General features: G+C 48.1%; 18 protein-coding genes. 15 read left to right on the top strand and 3 right to left on the bottom strand.

Going from position 1 to position 18,194, the window contains the following annotated elements; genetic code table 11:
- Positions 1-276: 276 nt before the first annotated feature.
- The gene (locus tag AC3DOM_RS06440) at positions 277-1,083 is read right to left on the bottom strand and encodes a nucleotidyl transferase AbiEii/AbiGii toxin family protein (RefSeq protein WP_487918208.1); all 807 of its coding nucleotides are present in this window, start codon (positions 1,081-1,083) and stop codon (positions 277-279) included.
- Positions 1,080-1,721, bottom strand: a complete 642-nt coding sequence (locus AC3DOM_RS06435; RefSeq protein WP_487918207.1) for a type IV toxin-antitoxin system AbiEi family antitoxin domain-containing protein — start codon at positions 1,719-1,721, stop codon at positions 1,080-1,082. Before AC3DOM_RS06435 ends, AC3DOM_RS06440 begins: the two co-directional genes overlap by 4 nt.
- Positions 1,722-2,156: 435 nt before the next feature.
- Here AC3DOM_RS06435 and AC3DOM_RS06430 point away from each other — a divergent pair, with 435 nt between their 5' ends.
- From AC3DOM_RS06430 to AC3DOM_RS06360, 15 genes are all read left to right on the top strand, one after another.
- Positions 2,157-2,399 (top strand): AbrB/MazE/SpoVT family DNA-binding domain-containing protein, encoded by a 243-nt coding sequence (locus AC3DOM_RS06430; RefSeq protein WP_487918206.1) that lies wholly within the window; start codon positions 2,157-2,159, stop codon positions 2,397-2,399.
- The gene (locus AC3DOM_RS06425) at positions 2,396-2,776 is read left to right on the top strand and encodes a type II toxin-antitoxin system death-on-curing family toxin (RefSeq protein WP_487918205.1); all 381 of its coding nucleotides are present in this window, start codon (positions 2,396-2,398) and stop codon (positions 2,774-2,776) included. The genes AC3DOM_RS06430 and AC3DOM_RS06425 overlap by 4 nt, the downstream gene beginning before the upstream one ends.
- 610 nt (positions 2,777-3,386) lie before the next feature.
- A complete protein-coding gene (locus AC3DOM_RS06420; RefSeq protein ID WP_487918204.1) occupies positions 3,387-3,980 on the top strand; it encodes a hypothetical protein in 594 nt (197 codons plus the stop codon).
- A gap of 42 nt (positions 3,981-4,022) precedes the next feature.
- Entirely contained in the window at positions 4,023-4,979 is a 957-nt protein-coding gene (locus tag AC3DOM_RS06415) for a CpaB family protein (protein WP_487918203.1), read from the top strand.
- 4 nt (positions 4,980-4,983) lie between these two features.
- The gene (locus tag AC3DOM_RS06410; protein ID WP_487918202.1) at positions 4,984-6,357 is read left to right on the top strand and encodes a nucleotide-binding protein; all 1,374 of its coding nucleotides are present in this window, start codon (positions 4,984-4,986) and stop codon (positions 6,355-6,357) included.
- Positions 6,358-6,360: 3 nt separating this feature from the next.
- Positions 6,361-7,824, top strand: a complete 1,464-nt coding sequence (locus tag AC3DOM_RS06405) for an ATPase, T2SS/T4P/T4SS family (RefSeq protein ID WP_487918201.1) — start codon at positions 6,361-6,363, stop codon at positions 7,822-7,824.
- Positions 7,793-8,365 carry a hypothetical protein gene (locus AC3DOM_RS06400; protein ID WP_487918200.1) on the top strand — a complete coding sequence of 191 codons (573 nt, stop codon included), beginning with the start codon at positions 7,793-7,795 and terminating at the stop codon, positions 8,363-8,365. The genes AC3DOM_RS06405 and AC3DOM_RS06400 overlap by 32 nt, the downstream gene beginning before the upstream one ends.
- Positions 8,366-8,368: 3 nt before the next feature.
- On the top strand, positions 8,369-10,177 hold the full coding sequence (locus AC3DOM_RS06395) for a hypothetical protein (protein WP_487918199.1): 1,809 nt from the start codon (positions 8,369-8,371) through the stop codon (positions 10,175-10,177).
- Positions 10,177-12,744: a type IV secretory system conjugative DNA transfer family protein gene (locus AC3DOM_RS06390; RefSeq protein ID WP_487918198.1), complete on the top strand. Its 2,568-nt coding sequence runs from the start codon at positions 10,177-10,179 to the stop codon at positions 12,742-12,744. The genes AC3DOM_RS06395 and AC3DOM_RS06390 overlap by 1 nt, the downstream gene beginning before the upstream one ends.
- 12 nt (positions 12,745-12,756) lie before the next feature.
- Positions 12,757-12,927, top strand: a complete 171-nt coding sequence (locus AC3DOM_RS06385; protein ID WP_487918197.1) for a hypothetical protein — start codon at positions 12,757-12,759, stop codon at positions 12,925-12,927.
- A gap of 31 nt (positions 12,928-12,958) precedes the next feature.
- Positions 12,959-13,261: a hypothetical protein gene (locus AC3DOM_RS06380; RefSeq protein ID WP_487918196.1), complete on the top strand. Its 303-nt coding sequence runs from the start codon at positions 12,959-12,961 to the stop codon at positions 13,259-13,261.
- A complete protein-coding gene (locus AC3DOM_RS06375; protein ID WP_487918195.1) occupies positions 13,254-14,477 on the top strand; it encodes a hypothetical protein in 1,224 nt (407 codons plus the stop codon). The genes AC3DOM_RS06380 and AC3DOM_RS06375 overlap by 8 nt, the downstream gene beginning before the upstream one ends.
- Before the next feature lie 32 nt (positions 14,478-14,509).
- Positions 14,510-15,058 carry a hypothetical protein gene (locus AC3DOM_RS06370; protein ID WP_487918194.1) on the top strand — a complete coding sequence of 183 codons (549 nt, stop codon included), beginning with the start codon at positions 14,510-14,512 and terminating at the stop codon, positions 15,056-15,058.
- 179 nt (positions 15,059-15,237) lie between these two features.
- Positions 15,238-15,663 (top strand): IS200/IS605 family transposase, encoded by a 426-nt coding sequence (gene tnpA, locus AC3DOM_RS06365; protein WP_487918193.1) that lies wholly within the window; start codon positions 15,238-15,240, stop codon positions 15,661-15,663.
- Positions 15,660-16,832, top strand: a complete 1,173-nt coding sequence (locus AC3DOM_RS06360; RefSeq protein ID WP_487918192.1) for an RNA-guided endonuclease TnpB family protein — start codon at positions 15,660-15,662, stop codon at positions 16,830-16,832. Before tnpA ends, AC3DOM_RS06360 begins: the two co-directional genes overlap by 4 nt.
- A gap of 69 nt (positions 16,833-16,901) precedes the next feature.
- Here AC3DOM_RS06360 and AC3DOM_RS06355 read toward each other — a convergent pair whose 3' ends face one another.
- Positions 16,902-18,056: an ATP-binding protein gene (locus AC3DOM_RS06355; RefSeq protein WP_487918191.1), complete on the bottom strand. Its 1,155-nt coding sequence runs from the start codon at positions 18,054-18,056 to the stop codon at positions 16,902-16,904.
- Positions 18,057-18,194: the final 138 nt, after the last annotated feature.

Here is an 18,194-nt window from a genome sequence, read left to right as displayed (position 1 = left end):
GCAGGGCAAGTGAATATCCGCATTTGCGGAAGCAAGAAAAGCAGGCATGATAATTTCATGCCTGGCATAATAAAAAGCCCCCTGCCAAGAAAATTTTGGAAGGGGGCTAAAACTTTTGGCGGGAGTTGAACCCGCGATTTTCACGCTCACCGATTGAGCATCAAAAGCTTGAGGGAAAGAAAATAATTAAACGCAAAACGGGCGTTGCTTGGGTTTACCAAACAACGCCCGTTTATTTATGGCCTGGATTGAAGTTACTCAACAGATTGCTTTAGTTCACATGAGAAGCTCAAGCAATTTCTTTTTATCCACTTGCATTTCCCATTCGGGGGTGATGAGGAATGCCTGGATATCATGCAAAACATCTTTTTGCCAATCCAGTTCTTCCAATCGCCTACGAACAAAGCCTCGCCAATTATCGGGAACCATGACGGGACCTTGCCAATCAGATTGCGCTAAAGCATGATTGAGTAATTCCAGATTGGGCATATCCCATTCTGGTTGCGATAAATACCACCACAGGTCAAAAATATCACGTCCCTTTGGATAAACCCTCTGCAATACAGCGTGCAGTTTTCCTGCCAAAAGAGAAGCACGATCATGGTGTTGTAAATTCAGAGCGACATAGCGTTTTAGGGAGGTCGTCGCTAATATGGCTCCTGCGGGTGGGTTCGTGTCAATCTCCAGCTTTACTGCCAAGACTTCATCTTGATGCGCCGATAGCCCTAATTCATAAAGCAGGCCGCGAAAGCGTACAAAGGCTTTATGGACAACACGCTTATCATTGATTTTGAAATCAAGCATATAGGCTTCCGCCAAAAAATCTTGTTCAATTTGACGCAGATAACCTCGAAAATCATAGGCTTCGGGTGCATGCTCCAGAGTAAAATCAAGGTCTTCTGAGTAACGAGGAATCTCATAAAGAAATCGCAAAGCAGTTCCCCCGTGGAAGGCAAGACTTTGCATTGCACCAGCGCGTTGTAAGCTTTGCAAAATGCGGGCTTGCAGATATTCACGCATAAGGTGTTGTGCGATTAAAGGTGTTTCTGCCTCAGCACAGAGTTTGAGTAAATATGCTTTCATAGCACTTCATACTCATGCATCTCATGTTCGGCAAGTTTTCTAATGACCACCGCAGCCCGTTTGATTTTTGGTTTGTTGAAATGCTCTGCAAATTCTTCCAAGCGTTCTAAATCAAGATTTTCGAGATTTTGTAAGCGCAAGGATTGGATAAATTCAAGAGAGTCTCCGCCTTTCCGCAGATAGATGAGATCAAGCAAAGCTTTTTCAGGATAGGCAATATAGGCAAATTGCTCTTCAATAATCAAACGATATTCCATGCCGAAAAAATAACGGGGGTGAATATGTCTATAGAGAAATCTGCCAAACTCATTTGTCCACTCTCGTGGGCGACCCGTTGTGACCGAGGTGACAACTGCAACATGCTCTGGAATTAGATTGTGGTAACGCAATGCCATTTCCAGGCTGATATAAGAACCAGGCTCCAAACGATTTGCGATACGAAAAGGATGGGGTTCAAATTTTCGCTTTTCCTTGGGAAGGATATAGAGACCTCGCCGGAGCGAGATTACTTTGCCCGCACTCGCCCAATCGCTTAGTCGGCGTTGTGTTTGATAAGGAGAGCTTTTCCCAACAGTCAAAAGAGAGCTTTCAAAGAGAGGTGTATCCCTCAAGGTGTCTAAAACTTGTGAATATCGCATAGATGTATTATGACATAAAATGTAAGTAAATGCAACACTTTTGACGTTGAGTTGTTTTTATATAAAGGAAAATTTAATCAGAACTCCCCAGCGTTAGCCAGGCAGGAAAAGGGTGTTGATAGATTATATGGGCTTGCTTATTAGATTGCCCTAATTATAGGACAGAATGGAGGAGCGTCAAGAGATTTTAGCCCGATAGAAATCCCCACAAAAATATCTGTGTAAATCCCTAAACCCGACATATCGGTAGTTATTTTTATTAAGAGCCAAAGTGTACAAAGCTTGTACTTACTTATCCCAAGAATTTGCTTCATAACCAGCGAATTAGACTGAATAATCGCCATAATGAGATACCAACTTTATTCGTGGCAAAGAATCAGCTAGGATTCCCCCTTGTGATATACTTACGGCGTAAGCACATACAAGGAGTTTATGATGAGCCGAAAAATTTTCAAAACAGGCAATAGCGCCGTTGTTTCTTTACCAAGAGAAATGTTGGACGCACTCAAAATTCAGGATGGTAGCCAGGTAGATGTCATGTTGGATCAGCCTAATCGGCAAATCATCATTCGCCCCACCGAGCATCCGCCCATTGCTGGGGTAGATGCTGACTTTGCCCGTCAGGTCAGCGAGTTTATTACAGCCTACCGTCCTGCACTGGATGAATTGGCAAAATGACCCAATATCTCAGTGCAGAACAAATTCTATTCATTCACGCCAGACTGATTGAAGAAACCGGGGGAGAAAGTGGCATTTATGATTTGGGGCTATTACGCTCGGCAGCGGCGCGTCCTCAAGCAACCTTTGACCAACAGGAATTACATCCTGATATTTTCTCCAAGGCAGCTGCCCTGCTTGAATCTTTAGTCAATAACCATCCATTTGTTGATGGCAACAAACGCACAGGGATCACATCCACTGTGCTATTTTTGCAAGCAAATGGGTACCAATTTAGTGCATCTCAGGAAGACTTAGCCGCCTTCACATTAGCTGTTGCCAAGGGGGCAGAAACACTTGAAAGCATGGTAGTTTGGCTGAAAGCACATACGCTTTAGAAACATACACTGAGTAGCGCTAACGATAATCAGATGAGCATTTTGTTATGGGGATACCCAGGATATGCTCTCAAATATCTCAAATCTCCAGAACAACATCTCTAATCTCATTTTCAATTTCCAACACTATCCGCAGATCATCTTCCTGAACTTTTACTTCAACTCTCTTTTCCCTTTGGAAAGATAGCAAGAAAGCTCTCAGGGCAATAAGTTCACGGTATGTATATTGTTGCCGTTTCTAGTACGAGGTAGGGGGAAAAAGAAGGAGATCTCCATCAAAAGAGCATAAAACACACAGAGCACCTAAAAATGTCGCTTCCTTTATATAGCCTACGCATGGATAGCTTCCACAAAAGGGCTAAGTGAAGATGTTTTTGCTATGCCTAACCCCCTGACTCCACTGGATGGCTTGTTTTTTTCTATTGGCATATTCTCTCCGCTCCTTTTCTAAGTTCAAACTTCCTAATCCATCCAAAGCATAAAAACTCCCGCTTACATTCCTACATATCGGTATTGCCCCTATCTCTCTCCCGACAAGTCGGCTAAACATTCCGATATGTCGGTGCATTCACAGGGGTACCCCGCCATCATTTACAGTATTCTCCCCGCCATGGCAGAAGACTATCAATCAAAAAAAGAGCGCTGGAAAAGGCTGAGACAAAACTTTCCAACCCCATTACAGAATATTGCCTTGAGTTCTGTAGATGCAATTGCGTCCTTACAACAAACCGCGCTTCTATTGCTGGCAGAGATCAATGATCAGATAGAGAGCTTACCGAAAGCGATCCTCTTGCTCGACATTTTTCCCGATATAGATAAAGAGAGCTTGCTCGGTCTTGTCAATGCAAAAGGCGAGATTTCCTGGCAGGCGATCAAATCACCAGCCGCAGAAAAACGACCTGTGCTTCAAAAGCCTGCTCAAGCATTCACAGAAGACATCCTCTCCCTCGCGGATCACCTACAAAGCTTCTATGCAAAGATGCCACGAACCGCCGCAGAATCATTGGCATCATCCAATGCCATGAAAGACGCACTCAATGTCGTCATGGCTGTGCGTATCGCGCGCGAAAGCACAGCTTCAGATTTTGTCACCCTCTGTCTATACGGTCTTTTCAAAGAATCAGAAAAACTCCTGGCAGAAGATATTAAAGCAAATCCATCTTTTCTCAATGCAGCCAGACAAAGCGATCTATGGGATCAATAATCCCCAAAGCTATTCCAACTATTTTCAGGAGAAATAAAAATCATGTTGAAACGCTTACTCAATAGTGGCATAAACGTCGCCGTTTTAGGAATATCTGTGGCACTCTTTCTGGTCGCGCTATTCGCCTTACTTTCAATCGGGAATGCCCAAAAGCCGGAGACCCTCGATATTCTTGCAGCAGCCCAGGCTCTCGATATTGGCGACACGATCGGTCAGGGAGACCTGATTATCAAAACCGTCTTTCAGGATGAAAATGCCAGTCTCTATATTCCAGCGGATGAAAGCGATTCTCTTCCGGGCAGTCTGGCTGTCTTGCCAATCCATGCCGGACAACCCATTATGCGAGACTCCATTATCTCTCCTGCCGCTGAAGGCACCCGCTTATCTGCTGCCTTAGCGTCTTATCCATCGGGCAACAGCTTATTTCCATTTCCTCTGGATGCGGCAAATGTAATTGCCCCCGATATTACAGCCTTCTTACCTGGCGACAAGGTCGCGATCACGGTCGTGATTGGCAGACGACCGCAGGAAATTGAAACCGCAACCCCTGACCCAGACTTCACTTTGCCAGATTCTCTTTTTGATGCTCCAGAAATAATCGCAACGATAAATCCTCCTTCCGAGGAAGAAGTTGCTGTAGAAAAAGCACAACAAGAATTGGAAGAGCGTGCTTTTCCGCCATTAGCAAAAGACTTATTCCCGCAAGGTGCGCTGGTGATTTCTATTCAGGGATTACCGCCAGAAGTAGTTGATGCAGGAAATTTAGAATCAGCGACCGGCACAGGCACGAATACCAGCTATTCAAGCTTCTCCCAACCCGAACGCCTGATGCTCCTGATCCCGGATGAAAGCCGCGAAGAACTGGCTCTATCCCTGCAACAAGGGAACCTGCTGATAGTCTCCCTGATTAAAGACGGACAGGATGGCCCATCAACAGGTTTCACCTACTGGGATTTTGAAGATCTATTCAAGCTGGAACATAGCCAGGCCGGGGAATAATGCCATGAGAATCTTATTAGTTGGTGCAGGCAGCGTCACCTCCCATATCAATGTGCAATTGGGCGAACAGGGTCATAGTGTTGAAGCGCAAATGGCATCCTTCCAGCCCGCCCATATCGATCTATTCGATTTCAAGGTCATCATTCTTGTTTCCCTCGAATCATCCGTGCAAACCGAATCACTGATCAAGGCAGCGGAGCGCGGCAAGCTGATCTTTATCGTGGCTGGTGCAGAGGATGGCCTGGCGGCCTGGGCAGCCAGCACCCATATCCCCACCTTTGCCTACCCTCCCAGCCCTGCTGATATGCAAAAGCTATTGGATGCACTTCGTCGCGCGGATTCGGGCGGGATGTCCGGGGATGATGCCTATAGACGGGTAGTCCTCGGCGGGGATCTCGCTGCACAAATCCAGTCCGGAATGTCTGCCAGAAAAATTGCGATTACCTCTCCTAAAGGAGGGGCAGGCAAGACAACGATTGCCGTTAATTTGGCAGTTGCCCTGGCACTCAGTGGAATAACGACTTATCTGGTGGACGCAGACGGGAATGCTGGCTCGATGCAATATCATCTGCGTCTCAACCAGGTCAAAACCACCCTGATCGGGCTGATCCGACGTGTCGCCCAGCAAAAGCAAAGCCAGTCCGATGTGATGGGTGCAGTTGCTGCTGGCGGGCAATACCTGAACGCTTTTACCCAGATAGAAGAACTCCCAACATTGAAGGTCTTGCCAGGCTTGGTTACCGATGATCTGGGCGACCAAGCGCTACAAGATGATGAACTGATCAACCGGATCATCACCGGACTATATGAGGCCGGGGTTGCTTCAGGCGGGGTGGTGATTATGGATGTTGGCATCAACCCGGCCCATCCCGTTCATCGGGCGGCACTACGAGCAGCTGAATCTATTGCCATTGTGATCAAGCCAGAAATCCCGGACCTTGCTGAAACTCGGCGTTGGATATCCAGGATGGTTAGCACGCTCGCCAGTACAACCGGGCGTAGCAATGCAATGGAGTTTGTCGGCAGTCGGGTGAAACTTTGCTACAACATGGTCGTTGGCGGAGATTTCAAAGCCGCCCACAAAATGCTGCAACAAGCCCTGGCGGATGACAAGATTGATATGGCGTTGGTCCCGAATGGAATTATCCCTGTTGTTGATCCCCATGTCGCCGCGCAAGCGGTAAATAGCGACAAGCCCAACGATATTCTAATCTGGCGATACAAAGAAACAAAGATCGAAGAATTAGCGCCATTCACCGAGGCTCTGTTGGGATTTGCATCTCATTTTGTGCCTGCCATCCGCGAAGGGGCTGCCCGTGCCGGATTAATCGCTGGGGCTACGCACAAAAGGAAAAAACGCTTATGGGGGAGGCAATAGCGCATGGCGTTTGAGGATGTTTTCGACCTGACAGGTCAGTCTCTCTCCCCAACCCTGGACGATACTCAAGGTGAAAGACTGGAACACTGGTTAGAAATCCTTACCCAGACCGCCCTTGAAAGAAAAGCGCAGGAAGGCACAAAACGAAAGCTGGCTCCCAGCGATATTGAAGCCCTGGTCAAAGCGGTTTTTGGGGAGGTCAGTAGGCAAGCAGCAGATGATGGTATCCACCTGCCGGAAGAAATGATCCTGCGTTTGATCGGAGAATTATCTGGCTTCGGACCTCTGCTTGAATTGATCGCTCGTGATGATATTGAAGATATCGCCGTCAACCTTGGCTTTATCTATATCTACATCACAGGCAAAGGCTGGCAGCGGGTGGCAGAAGCAGCAAAAGGGGTGGGCGACGCGATGCGGGTAATGATAGACCGTGCCGGGCAACGTGCCCCAACCCCGGATCACCCAGTTGCGGATGCCATGCTTCAAGTGATGGTGCCCCTGCCTTCTGGCGGGGTCAAACGCAAGGGTGTGCGTGTCAATTTCATTATGCCTCCGGCTTCCCCATATGGGGATTACATCACGATGCGTGTCAGCAATTATCGCTCTACATCGGGCAAAAAAGGGGAAAACCTGGGCTTACTCTGTGAGAGCCGCTTACCCCCTGTAAAACAGCCTGCCTTTTCTGTGCTGGATTTTCCGCGTGGGAATGGTGTCATCAGCCCCGAAGCAGCCAACTATATTCTGGCGGTGATGGTACGCGGTGGCACGATTGTCATCTCTGGTACGACCGGCTCAGGCAAAACCTTTGTCGCACAACGCATTCTGCAAGAGATGCTCAACTTTTATCCACCTGGAGCGATCCGTTTGTTCATCGTTGAAGATAGCAATGAAATCATCCTGAATGGCTGGAGTGGAGACCATGCGGATGATACCGGCAATACCGTCTATACCATCACCCGTCCTGAAGTTACTGGCGGTCCTACTCCGGTTACGATGTATGACTTAATTCGGGCGGCACTTCGTTCCAGGCCACACGGGCTGATTATAGGGGAAGCGCGTGGAGCTGAAGCCTGGGAACTTGTGCGTGCAGCCGCTACTGGTCATGGGCATTCTGCTTTTACCATCCACGCTACCAGCGCCGAGCAGGTCTGGCCGCGCTTCCTGCAAGTTGTCCAGGCTCACCCTGATGCCGTTCGTCTGGGAGAAATGCAAATTGCGCAAAGTTTTGCGGAGGCGGTCACCCTGGTTGTTCATATGGAGCGTGATCCGCAACACGGACAAATTGTGCGTGAAATCGCCGAAGTTTCCTCCGTTGTAGAACGCTCTGCCAAACGCCCTGCGATTACGCCCCTATTTCGTTTTAGCGCAGAGGCAAATCAGCTTCTTCCCACAGGAAACCGTCCCATGCGCCCTGGTTTCAGGGCACAGGAAATCGGTGTCCCTGAAAGTTATTTCCAGACCCAATAAGATGCCGCAATCCAGTAATCAATCAGACGCTCCGATTGGAGAAACCAGACCCTATGTAATGGGCAAAGGCTTTACGCGCGTAGACGATTCTTACGATGCGCTGATTGGGTATAACGATTCCAAGCGTCTCTTTGCAGAAATTGAAGCCAATCCAGACCGCCCAGAAGTGCGCCCACAGGATGCCTATGCCACCTTGCTCACCAGTATGCAGCCGGGCTGGACACTACGTTTTTTGCAAATCTTCTGGCCTGATCCCCTGCCGCGCAGAAATTTTCAGAAAGAAGTAGTGGGTTGGGCAAAGCCAAATTCAGAAGGTTTAGAAATTCTGCGAGAAGGGCTTTTATTAGCTATAGAAGAAAGTTCTCTGCCTTTCATCCGCCGCACGATCATTGAGTATGTCTTGCCTCCCAATAATGAAGGCCTGGCTTGGTGGGGCAGTATCCCTGGGATGTGTCTGGGTTACGGCATAGAGGTTTCTTTTCTCAATTCAGAAGAAATTCAAGCCCTGGCTCAATGGATACTCAACCCCAGCCTGGAGTAAAAAATGTTTGCAAACTGGAATAGAAATAAAAAGGGCTTTCCTCTTGGGCATGAGTCAAGCCAGACAGAAAAAGAATATCAATCGGCAGTGGCTTCGCAAGCATTTGAAACCGGTGAGGATTATCTGATCTTTCCCCAAGCTGTGCTGCTTCCAGTGACCACGCGTGGAAGTGGTGTCCCCGGTATGGAGAGACCCTGGAAACGCCTGAACGCAGAGGTATTTTATCAGGGGCTGCCCATGATCTATTCTCTTTCTCTGCGCCGCGAACCCCCTGATGCGATGAAAAGCGGTTTGCGTGCGCGTAGAACCCTGATGGAAGGGGCACTCACTGCATTGGCGATGAAAACGGGGCGTCGTCCTTCCGCCGCAGAAAATATGACTGATCATGCCATGGAGCAGGCAGAATCTGCGCTGGCTTTAGGTAGTCCAATTTATAAAGGCACACTCCTCGCCGCTCTCTTTGCATCCCCAGATCGTTACGCAGACGCAGAGTCTGCACGCCGTCTGCTTGAAGCCAACCTGCGCACACGCGGTCTGCTGGCGCAACGTCTTTACTATATTGCAGAGCGTGCCCTCTTATATCTGCAACCTGGCGGTGATCTTTTTCCAAAATTGGATGAGCCGCTCCTCTTTCCGAACGAAGCTGTCCCCTTAATTCCACCACCCTCACGCCGTGTTATGCCTGCGAAGGATTCTGTTTGGTTGGGTGTACACCAACGCGATGGGCGTGATGTGCATTTTTCCTTCACCAAAGGGATGGATCCCACGCTCCCACCGCCCCCTCATGCCATCACACTCATTCTAGGCGAGATGGGGTCAGGCAAGACCACCCTGATGCGCTGGATCATGATACAGCGCTTGCTTCAAGGCAGAACGATTCTATCCATTGATCCAGAAGGGGAGAATAATGTCCTCTGTAATGCAGTCGGAGGCAAGGTCATTCCGGCGGGTATTCCTGATGACCCAGAGACCTGCCTTTTGCACCCACTTGAAGGGGATAACCCGGCTGACCTCCTTCTGGCGGCTCGTTTTCTGTTGGCGGCTTTGGCTGGGGAGGCTATTCTCACGCCTGGCGTGCAAGCGGCTTTGCATGAAGCGGTGCAGCAATACTGGAAGCAATTCCCCGGCAGGCGAATGACCATTGCCAATCTGGTGGATGCTTTAGCGGCGATAAATTCCCCTGATATTGGCACACCAATGGCTATTTTGCGCCCCTATCAGAAAGGCGGTCTTTTTGAAGGTTTCTTCGACCGCCCCAAAGCCTTGCTCTCGATGGATTTCCAAAAAGGCGCATGGTACAACTTCGACCTTTCCACCTTGCGCGAAGAAAACCGCAATATCGTCCATGCGGTACTTGCCTGGTTTCTCTACCATATTGTGACTGTCGGCAAAAACCCGATGGATATTTTCATTGACGAGGGCTGGCGATTACTCAGAAGTGGTCCCTTCTCTGATTTATTGGATGAACTGGGCAGACGCGCCCGCAAGCGTGGGATCGGTGTAACGCTCATTACGCATTTACCCCAGGATTTGGCGAAAAATCCAACATCCATGAGTATGGCATCTACGGCACTTATCGGGCGTATGGGACCGGATGAAGCCTTTGCTTTCTTTCGTTCAATGGGCGTTCCCGAAGCAGAGGCCCGGCAAAACGCAGAGAGTGTCTCTCGCCTGGCCCCGCGTGTCTTCATGGCTTCGCCCTCGGGTGGGCGCGGTGCGCTCTTCCCTGTTCAAATCACGCTTCCCTCCACCTGGTTGCGTTTTTGGGAGAGTCTCGGTAATACGATGGGCTTTCAGGAAGCGGGTAAATGATGGCAAGGGCAGATTCTAAAATCAGCCTGAATTGTCCCACTTGTGGCTTCAGCTACGACACGCCTTCTCTGGAAGGAATCTGTCCGCTCTGTGCTGGAGATTGGGAAGTCTGGGAGCTGCGCTTATCCCCGCTGCCTTTGGAGCGCAATCATCAACGGATTGCCTCCTGGCTGAGCCAGTTGCCAAATCCTTCTTTATTTGAATTGCTGGCAGAAGCTGGCGATGGCTTAAGAGTGCGCATGATCGTCCCCCCAAAGAAAGCCGAAGGAGCAGTAAATGCCTGGGCTTCGATGACCCAACAACAAACCCGCTGGGAAAAAGTCGAGACTATCCCCTTTTCTGGTATTTCAGACAACTATCTTCTTGCAGAAACAAACTCCCGTGTCCCTAATCTGGCAATTAGCGAAGAAAATAGCGATCCCTTATTAGCGATTGGCGGGCAGTTGTTGGCAGCAGCCCAAAGAGGAAAAGGGAATAGCTCTTTAAGAATTTGGCTGCTTGGCAAGGATACAGAATTACAAGAACGTTTGCGTGCGCTGTCTGCTTATTCTTATGGCACAGAAACCGGTGTTGGGAATAGTGCGCCAAATCCTTGGGGACTGCGTTTGGGTTTATTGCGCGGCGTGCTTGGGATCGGCATCCTGGTAGGAGGCTTCGGGGGTGGAATGGCTGGTTTAAAAAGTAATCCGGGGATCGTTTTTATTTTGATCATTAGCGGAATCATTCTTGTTCTGGTGGCGGCGATGGGCATGCTGGATTGGATGAAGTGGCGTTCCGTCCCCAAAGATATTCTGGATGCCCGCGTCAATAACACCTTACTCAAAGTGGCCTTTACGATCAGCGGCGAAATGCCCGATTCTCTTTCTCTTTTAGCAGGAGAAAGTAATTGGCTCACAAAAGAAAGCCCTGAATGGCCCAGTATCAAAGGAAATAGTCTCACCCTCCCCGTTAGTGAACTGGCTGCACTGATAGCCCCACCAGAAGCAGGCGAGGGCAGTGGTGTTTTTGCGCGGGATACCATCCAGGATGTGCCTGCCCCACCACCTTCAAAGACCTTGCAAAATGCACCTATGCCTATAGGGATTAGTGTCGCAAATAAACTTCCTATCGGCATTGATCCGGACGGACACGGGCTGGCAACAGGCGGCACTCGCTCAGGGAAAACATCCTTTGCGGCAGCTATTTTGCGTGAGTTATTAAAAAAAGGGGATGATGCCCCAGGGATATTCCTGGTCGATCCGCATTTATCTCTTTCTGATAGTTTCTTGCAAGCTGTACACGAACTTCCTGAGCCACAACGCTCAAAAGCAATCCAGCGCCTACGGGTTATTACGCCAGACCAGCCAGAAACCATCCCTTTGAACTTACTCTCTCTGCCTGATTTCTCCTGGGCTGGGAATGCGATTGTGCAATTGGGCAAGCGTATTTGGGAGGACTACTGGGGACCGCGTATGCAGGCGGCTTTGCTCGGTCTTTTTCGCTTGGCGCACGCTTGGAATATGAATAATCCCGACAAACAGATGGGCTTGATGCACGTTGTCTTTGCCGCCTTCAATGTGGAATGGCGGCATATGGCAATGTCCTACCTTGCCCCTGCAGATCGGATTGGTTCGCTGGCATTGGATGCTTTGCTTGGACAAACTAGCAGTGGGAGTGGCTCCAAATGGAACAGTAGTTGGTCTACCGAAGTAATCTCTCCCGTGCTCTCCAAAGTGATGTCTTTGGAACTCTCTCCCTGGCTTTTTGCCTCCATGCATCAGAGTGGTTTTATTGATATAGAAGGATGGATCAAGGAACGTGCCTGGGTTGTGATGCGTTTACCAGCTGGGCAGATGGGTGGTGAAAGTGCCCGCCTGACAGCCAGCATTGTCTATAACGTCTTCGATGCTGCCTATAGGCGGGAAACCACCTATAGGCCTATTCCTTATTACTTCTTCATTGATGAGGCGCAGGAAATTGGAGGTGGGATGAAACTGGAATCCATGCTTTCTGAAGGGGCAAAGTTTGGGGCGCGGATGTTTGTCCTTGTGCAATCTTTGTCTATGATGCGGCGCGCGGAAGGCTTTGAAGCTGTTGTGCAAGCCTTACTTGCGAATACCTCCACCCAAGCCTATTTCTCTCCTGATCCCGAAGATGCAGACACTATCCGGGCGGCATTGAACGCTACTGTGCGCTATGGAAATATGACGCTTGATCTGCCTACTTTGCAATGTTGGCTTAGAGCAAGGATTGGAAAGAAATGGCAGCCTCCGACCTTATTGGAAGTAACCCCACCCAACAGACCTGACCCACATACGGTGCAAGCCTTAATCCGAGAAGTAATTGCCGCACATCCCAAAGACTATATCTCTTCGGCTCTCTGGGAAGAAACAACTGTGAGTGCTTTGAAAGCAATGGTGCCTCCTGCCCAGCACGCTTTGCTGGATGAGTTATTCACGCCGGAAGTTGCGCTCAAGAAGTATGGCGATTTCCAGGGTGAAAGCACAAAGAAGAGAGGTTCTGGGAAAGGGAAAAAGGCGATCACACCTACCCACCCTCCTGTAGACAAGAAACGGCTTGGATTTTAGGTGCATAGAACGATGAAAAAAGCCAATGAAAGAGATGAAGTGAATGACGAAAAACATGAACCCAAAGAAATTGACTATCGGGTGATGAAAGACCCATATTTTTATCTGATGATCTTTTTGTGGCTTCTTGCCTTCTGCTCGGGAGTCTATGCCATTTTGGTTGGCGCGATTGTCCCTTATTAGAGAATTTTGAAAGACTTATTTTTTTATGACTATGAAAAAAACTCTCTCCTTAGCAAAGTTTATTTGCAACGAAACACGGAAGCTTAGCAAAGAAAGACGTGAATTCTTTTTGCTGTGGTTAACAGACCATGCAGATATTGAAAAGCTATATGAAGATCCTCAAATGGAGAAGAATTTGAATAATTGGTTTTATTCCCTTTCTATTAACAAGGCTCTTAAAGAATACAAACTGATTATTGCTGAAATCAGATGGTGCGCTGAAGTGCCAATAAAAACACTGAGGAGAATTGCCTCTGCTGAGAGGCTAGACAACCGGAGGTCTCTTGATGAATAAAGCTATGAAAGGGAAAAAACATTTTCTTTTTACCCTAAGCATCCTATTATTTCTTTTGCTTTCCTTGAATGCTTTGCAAGCCCAAGCTGCACCACGCTTAGCTACGGCATTGATTGAAGGAAGAACTTATGACCAAGCCCATAATTGGGGCAAAATTGATTGGAGCGGGTCGGTATGGTATACGAATATTTACCATAGAAGCCTGACCGTGAAATCATCTGATGAAGGCGGGCAAAACTGCTCAAGTGGCTGCACAGAGCCAGTTACTCATATTAGTTCAGGGAGTTCAATTAGTGGCAGCTTCCTACGAGATGTTACCTATTTTGAAGCGATGGGAGCCTATGAATGGGTGGGAGGCGGTGTGGGCACGATCACGGTTTCTGCCTGCGGAGCCTCTGCCTCGTGGAACCTCCAAAAGCCCAATAACAATACGCCTGGTTTCAACAGTTTTCCAATCAGTGTTCCGGCTGGTTGCAGAACCTGGTCTGTGCGGGCATCGGGCGGACATGTGCATATCCGTTCTGTAGATGCGCTCTATGTCACGCCAACCGCAACGCCCAGTCCGACGATGACAGCTACGCCTACTTCTACGCTCACCCCAACGAACACGGCTACTTTTACAGCAACGCCGACCTCCACTTTCACCCCAACGAACACAGCCACTTTTACACCCACGGCAACTTTTACCTATACACCAACTAACACAGCTACTTTTACGCAAACACCGACCTATACGCCGACATTTACGCTCACGCCAACCAATACGGCGACTTTTACCCCGACATCAACTTATACCTTCACACCGACAAATACAGCAACTTTCACCCCGACTTTCACTCAAATCCCAACCAACACTTTGATCTTTACGCCAACATCGACCTTGCCAGCAAGGAATTTTCCCAGCCCAACTTTAGAAGCCACATACACACCTAGTCCCACGCTGACAGTTACACCATCCGCTACAGGAACAACCGTTCCGATCGCGTCCAAAACCCCACAGCCAGAACCAACATTTACAGCCACGCCAGTGGCTACATCAATCCCGCCTATTGTCTCAGAAGAAGAAAAATCTTCAACCCCAAATAGGTGGCCAATAGCTGGAGTTATCGGACTGCTGCTTATTTTTGCAACAAACAGTGTTATTGATCCACGCCCTAAAGCGCTCTCTCGATTAGAAGGTTTAATGAGCGCATTATCGAAGAAGAAAGAACTCTAAACCCCTGTTATTCTATTCACTCGGAGGAAGAAATGATTGACTATTTACTCGCACTGACTGTATTGATTGCCCTGATTGTTTTGGGCGCACTGATTAGCGTTGGAAATGAACGCCAGCGAAGAGCTATAGATAGTATTAGCCAGCAAACACAGGCTTGGGCTATAGAAGATTTGCGCTTAAAACGTGGACAGGTAGAAGCAAATATTTCTATTGATAATCCCATAGCATGGTTGAATATAGCTGCATCCCGTATTCTTGGAAGACAAACACAATTCAGCGTACCAGAAATAACAGAGAATCCGCTCGTAGTTTCCTTTGTAGATCAGTACACTGGAGAAACGATGGCCTTTTCCTTACTCTCACCGAAGACTCTGCGGACATTATCCAGAGAAAAGCGCAGTGAATTAAGCAAAAGAACGAATCAACATCCGCTGATTCCTTGGCGCAAAGGTATTACTTCATTTGAGATGACTATTTTGAATGCCGGGATTCGCTTTGATCTAGAATTGCCTGTGGCGTGGCAAGAGATTATGAAAGAAGAGACGAATAGCGAACATCTTTGGGTTTATATACTGCCTTAATTAGCCCAAAAAATATACTGCTAATAAATAAAAAATGGCCTTCACAGGCCATTTTTTATGAATCGCCCCGTAAAACCTACCTGCTTTAGCGGTGGGATATAAGGGGCTAAGGCTTGCCTGCCGGGGGCTTCGCCCCCGGCAGGGTTGAAAGAACATGCGTTCTATATTAGAATATCTGCATGTCTTCTGCCGAATTGCACCGGGATCGTACGATCGTATACAGTTGTAAATACCACATCGCCTTTTGTCCGAAGTACCGGCGAAAGGTACTCGTTCCTCCGATTGATGCTCGCCTCAAAGAACTGATCATCGAAAAACAAGAAGAGTACAGCTATGGGGTGATTGAGATGGAAATCATGCCTGACCATGTGCATCTTTTGCTGGATGTAGATCCAAGAACCGGCATAGATACCGTTGTACGTAAGGTCAAGGGCTATACAGCCCACACTATTCGCAAAGAATATCCTTGGAAAGCTTCCCCCACTTCACTGGGGATGAAGTCCAGGTTGCCATCCATGTGGATACGCTCACGGTTCATTGCATCAGTGGGGTCGGTGTCACTGGATGTTGTTAAGCATTATATCGTGGGGCAAAAAGGACAATGATCGTCCGCAAGGGATTCAAGTATCGCATCTACCCGAATCAGGAACAGCAGCGTAAACTGGCTGTGCAGTTTGGGCATGCCCGATACATCTACAACTGGGGGCTTGGGCAAAGCCAGGACAAGTATCCAGGATACAACCATCTGGCAAAGCAATTGCCAATCCTGAAAAAGACATCAGAGACTACCTGGCTAAAAGAAGCCCACTCGCAGGTCTTGCAGCAATCGCTCAAGGATCTGGATCGAGCGTTTCAGAATTTCTTTGCCAAGCGCGGGGGATATCCGCATTTCAAGAGCAAGCGAGCAAAGCAAAGTGCCCGCTATCCACAGCCGAAAGAAAGTTGGATTGCCCCGGATGGGCGGCGTATCCAACTTTCAAAGGTAGGTCATGTGCGCCTGGTCCTACATCGTCCGCTGGAAGGTGTGATGAAGAATGTGACCGTATCGAGAACCAGGAGCGGGCGGTACTTCGTCAGCATCCAGGTAGAGATAGAGATGGCAACACCGATCTTTGCAGGTGGAGCAGTTGGACTTGATCTTGGTCTTCGGGAGTTTGCCACGTTGTCCACAGGTGAGAAGATTGCGCCACCACAATACTACCGCAAGGCGCAGAAGAAACGCCGCCGTCTTGCCCGCCAACTATCCCGTAAAAAACTCGGCGGTCATAACCATGAGAAAGCGCGTCTACGGCTGGCTCGTCTGGATGAGAAGATTTCGAACCAGCGCCGTGATTTTCACCATAAGCTCAGTCGAATGCTCGTTGAAGAAAACCAATTCATCGGGCTGGAAGACCTGAACGTGCGGGGTATGCTGGCGAATCATCATCTGGCAAAGTCGATCGGAGACGCAGGCTGGTCGGCGTTCGTGACGATGTTAGGGTACAAGGGAGAATGGTATGGTTGCCAGGTCGAAAAGGTCAGTCGTTGGTACCCGTCTTCGAAGACCTGCTCGGTTTGTGGCACCAAGATGGAAGCAATGCCACTGAATGTACGCATCTGGCAGTGTCCAATGTGCGGTACAGTCCATGATCGGGATGTCAATGCAGCAATCAATATTTTGAAGCAATCTACCGCGGGAGCCGTGGAAAATAACGCCTGGGGACAGTCTGTAAGACCATCTACGGATGGCTATGCTGGACGAACCAGGAAGCCAACTCGCTTTAGCGGTTGGTAGCTCACTTATTACGGATAGTGCATCAGGTTGAATATGCGTTTCTTGTTGAGAAAGAGAAGCTGAAGCGATTTACTCCCCTCTCGGAACGGGGGATAAAAATGTCTCGAAGTTGTCCCGATTGATTGTCATTAGCTCTGCATTTGGATAGGCTTTCAAGAACTCAGCACGAGTTGCTTGCTTGATATTTCCACTTCCCCATTTGAATTCGTAACCAAACAGTTTCCCGCCGTATTCCTCAATATAGTCAATTTCCTTGCGATCATAAGTACGCCAAAAATAAGCATTAACGCTGCGGGCGGCAATCTGATTTATTTTACGGCGCTCCACCATTAGAAAGTTTTCCCACAACAGACCCATATCGTTTCGTAACTTAAGTGAATTGAAATTTTGAATGAGGCTATTGCGTACACCATTATCATAAAAATAATAACGTGTGTTTTTAGTAATTTCTTTACGCAGATTGCGTGAAAACCCACCTACTCGAAAAATAACGAAGACTTTCTCCAGCAGGTCCAGATAACGTTCTACTGTTTTTCGATTGAGCGCAAGACTGGTTGCTAGTTCGGAGTGCGAGACTTCTTGACCAATCTGGAAAGCCAGCAAGCGTAATAAATCCACAATTTTTTCAGAACGGCGGACACCTTCCATTTCAAGAATATCCCGATATAAATAAGAACCAACTAATTCCCCCAAAAGACGGGCACGTAAATCTGGATTTTCTGTTGTGACGATTGCCGGGTAGCCTCCCCAGATCAACCAACGCTCCAGTTGGTTGCGGGCTTCCAATACACCAAATTCCTGCTGTATTTCATTATAGCTAATAGGGTAAAGAGTAAAAGTAATCTTGCGTCCAGTCAGAGGTTCGCTGATTTTATTTGCTAAATCAAACGAAGCCGATCCGGTCGCCAGAATGCGAATATGAGGAAAACTATCCACAAGAATTTTCAAGTTCAAGCCAATATTGGAGACGCGTTGGGCTTCATCTATAACCAATAGTTCCGCATCTCCCAACACTTCACCCAAGCGCTGTCGATCCTGACTACCAAGTGCTTCTCGATAGAGAAGTTCGTCCGCATTAATGAAGCGACTTTTCAACTTTGTGAAATCTATTAGATTATGGGCTAAGGTAGTTTTCCCGACTTGTCGTGGTCCATAGAGTACAACGACCTTGCCAGGCAACAAGTATTCCTGAACTTGAGGGAGGATAGCACGCTTTATCTGCATAAATACATTATAGCAAACTACCTGTATTAATACAAATACAGGTAGTTTGAGAACGTATAATAATAGACACTATTTGGTGCTTGATCTGACCAGATATTTATATCCTGATATGTTTTCCAAACACTGCCCTCCCCCACT

This window comes from Candidatus Desulfolinea nitratireducens, from assembly GCF_982879505.1.
The sequence above is the reverse complement of the archived record's forward strand: the minus strand, read 5'-3'. Positions and strand labels throughout refer to the sequence as shown.

Coding starts and splice junctions, on each gene's coding strand:
- AC3DOM_RS06440 (WP_487918208.1), bottom strand. CDS start 1,083: ATGAAAGCATATTTACTCAAACTCTGTGCTGAGGCAGAAACACCTTTA.
- AC3DOM_RS06435 (WP_487918207.1), bottom strand. CDS start 1,721: ATGCGATATTCACAAGTTTTAGACACCTTGAGGGATACACCTCTCTTT.
- AC3DOM_RS06430 (WP_487918206.1), top strand. CDS start 2,157: ATGAGCCGAAAAATTTTCAAAACAGGCAATAGCGCCGTTGTTTCTTTA.
- AC3DOM_RS06425 (WP_487918205.1), top strand. CDS start 2,396: ATGACCCAATATCTCAGTGCAGAACAAATTCTATTCATTCACGCCAGA.
- AC3DOM_RS06420 (WP_487918204.1), top strand. CDS start 3,387: ATGGCAGAAGACTATCAATCAAAAAAAGAGCGCTGGAAAAGGCTGAGA.
- AC3DOM_RS06415 (WP_487918203.1), top strand. CDS start 4,023: ATGTTGAAACGCTTACTCAATAGTGGCATAAACGTCGCCGTTTTAGGA.
- AC3DOM_RS06410 (WP_487918202.1), top strand. CDS start 4,984: ATGAGAATCTTATTAGTTGGTGCAGGCAGCGTCACCTCCCATATCAAT.
- AC3DOM_RS06405 (WP_487918201.1), top strand. CDS start 6,361: ATGGCGTTTGAGGATGTTTTCGACCTGACAGGTCAGTCTCTCTCCCCA.
- AC3DOM_RS06395 (WP_487918199.1), top strand. CDS start 8,369: ATGTTTGCAAACTGGAATAGAAATAAAAAGGGCTTTCCTCTTGGGCAT.
- AC3DOM_RS06390 (WP_487918198.1), top strand. CDS start 10,177: ATGGCAAGGGCAGATTCTAAAATCAGCCTGAATTGTCCCACTTGTGGC.
- AC3DOM_RS06385 (WP_487918197.1), top strand. CDS start 12,757: ATGAAAAAAGCCAATGAAAGAGATGAAGTGAATGACGAAAAACATGAA.
- AC3DOM_RS06380 (WP_487918196.1), top strand. CDS start 12,959: ATGAAAAAAACTCTCTCCTTAGCAAAGTTTATTTGCAACGAAACACGG.
- AC3DOM_RS06375 (WP_487918195.1), top strand. CDS start 13,254: ATGAATAAAGCTATGAAAGGGAAAAAACATTTTCTTTTTACCCTAAGC.
- AC3DOM_RS06370 (WP_487918194.1), top strand. CDS start 14,510: ATGATTGACTATTTACTCGCACTGACTGTATTGATTGCCCTGATTGTT.
- tnpA (WP_487918193.1), top strand. CDS start 15,238: ATGTCTTCTGCCGAATTGCACCGGGATCGTACGATCGTATACAGTTGT.
- AC3DOM_RS06360 (WP_487918192.1), top strand. CDS start 15,660: ATGATCGTCCGCAAGGGATTCAAGTATCGCATCTACCCGAATCAGGAA.
- AC3DOM_RS06355 (WP_487918191.1), bottom strand. CDS start 18,056: ATGCAGATAAAGCGTGCTATCCTCCCTCAAGTTCAGGAATACTTGTTG.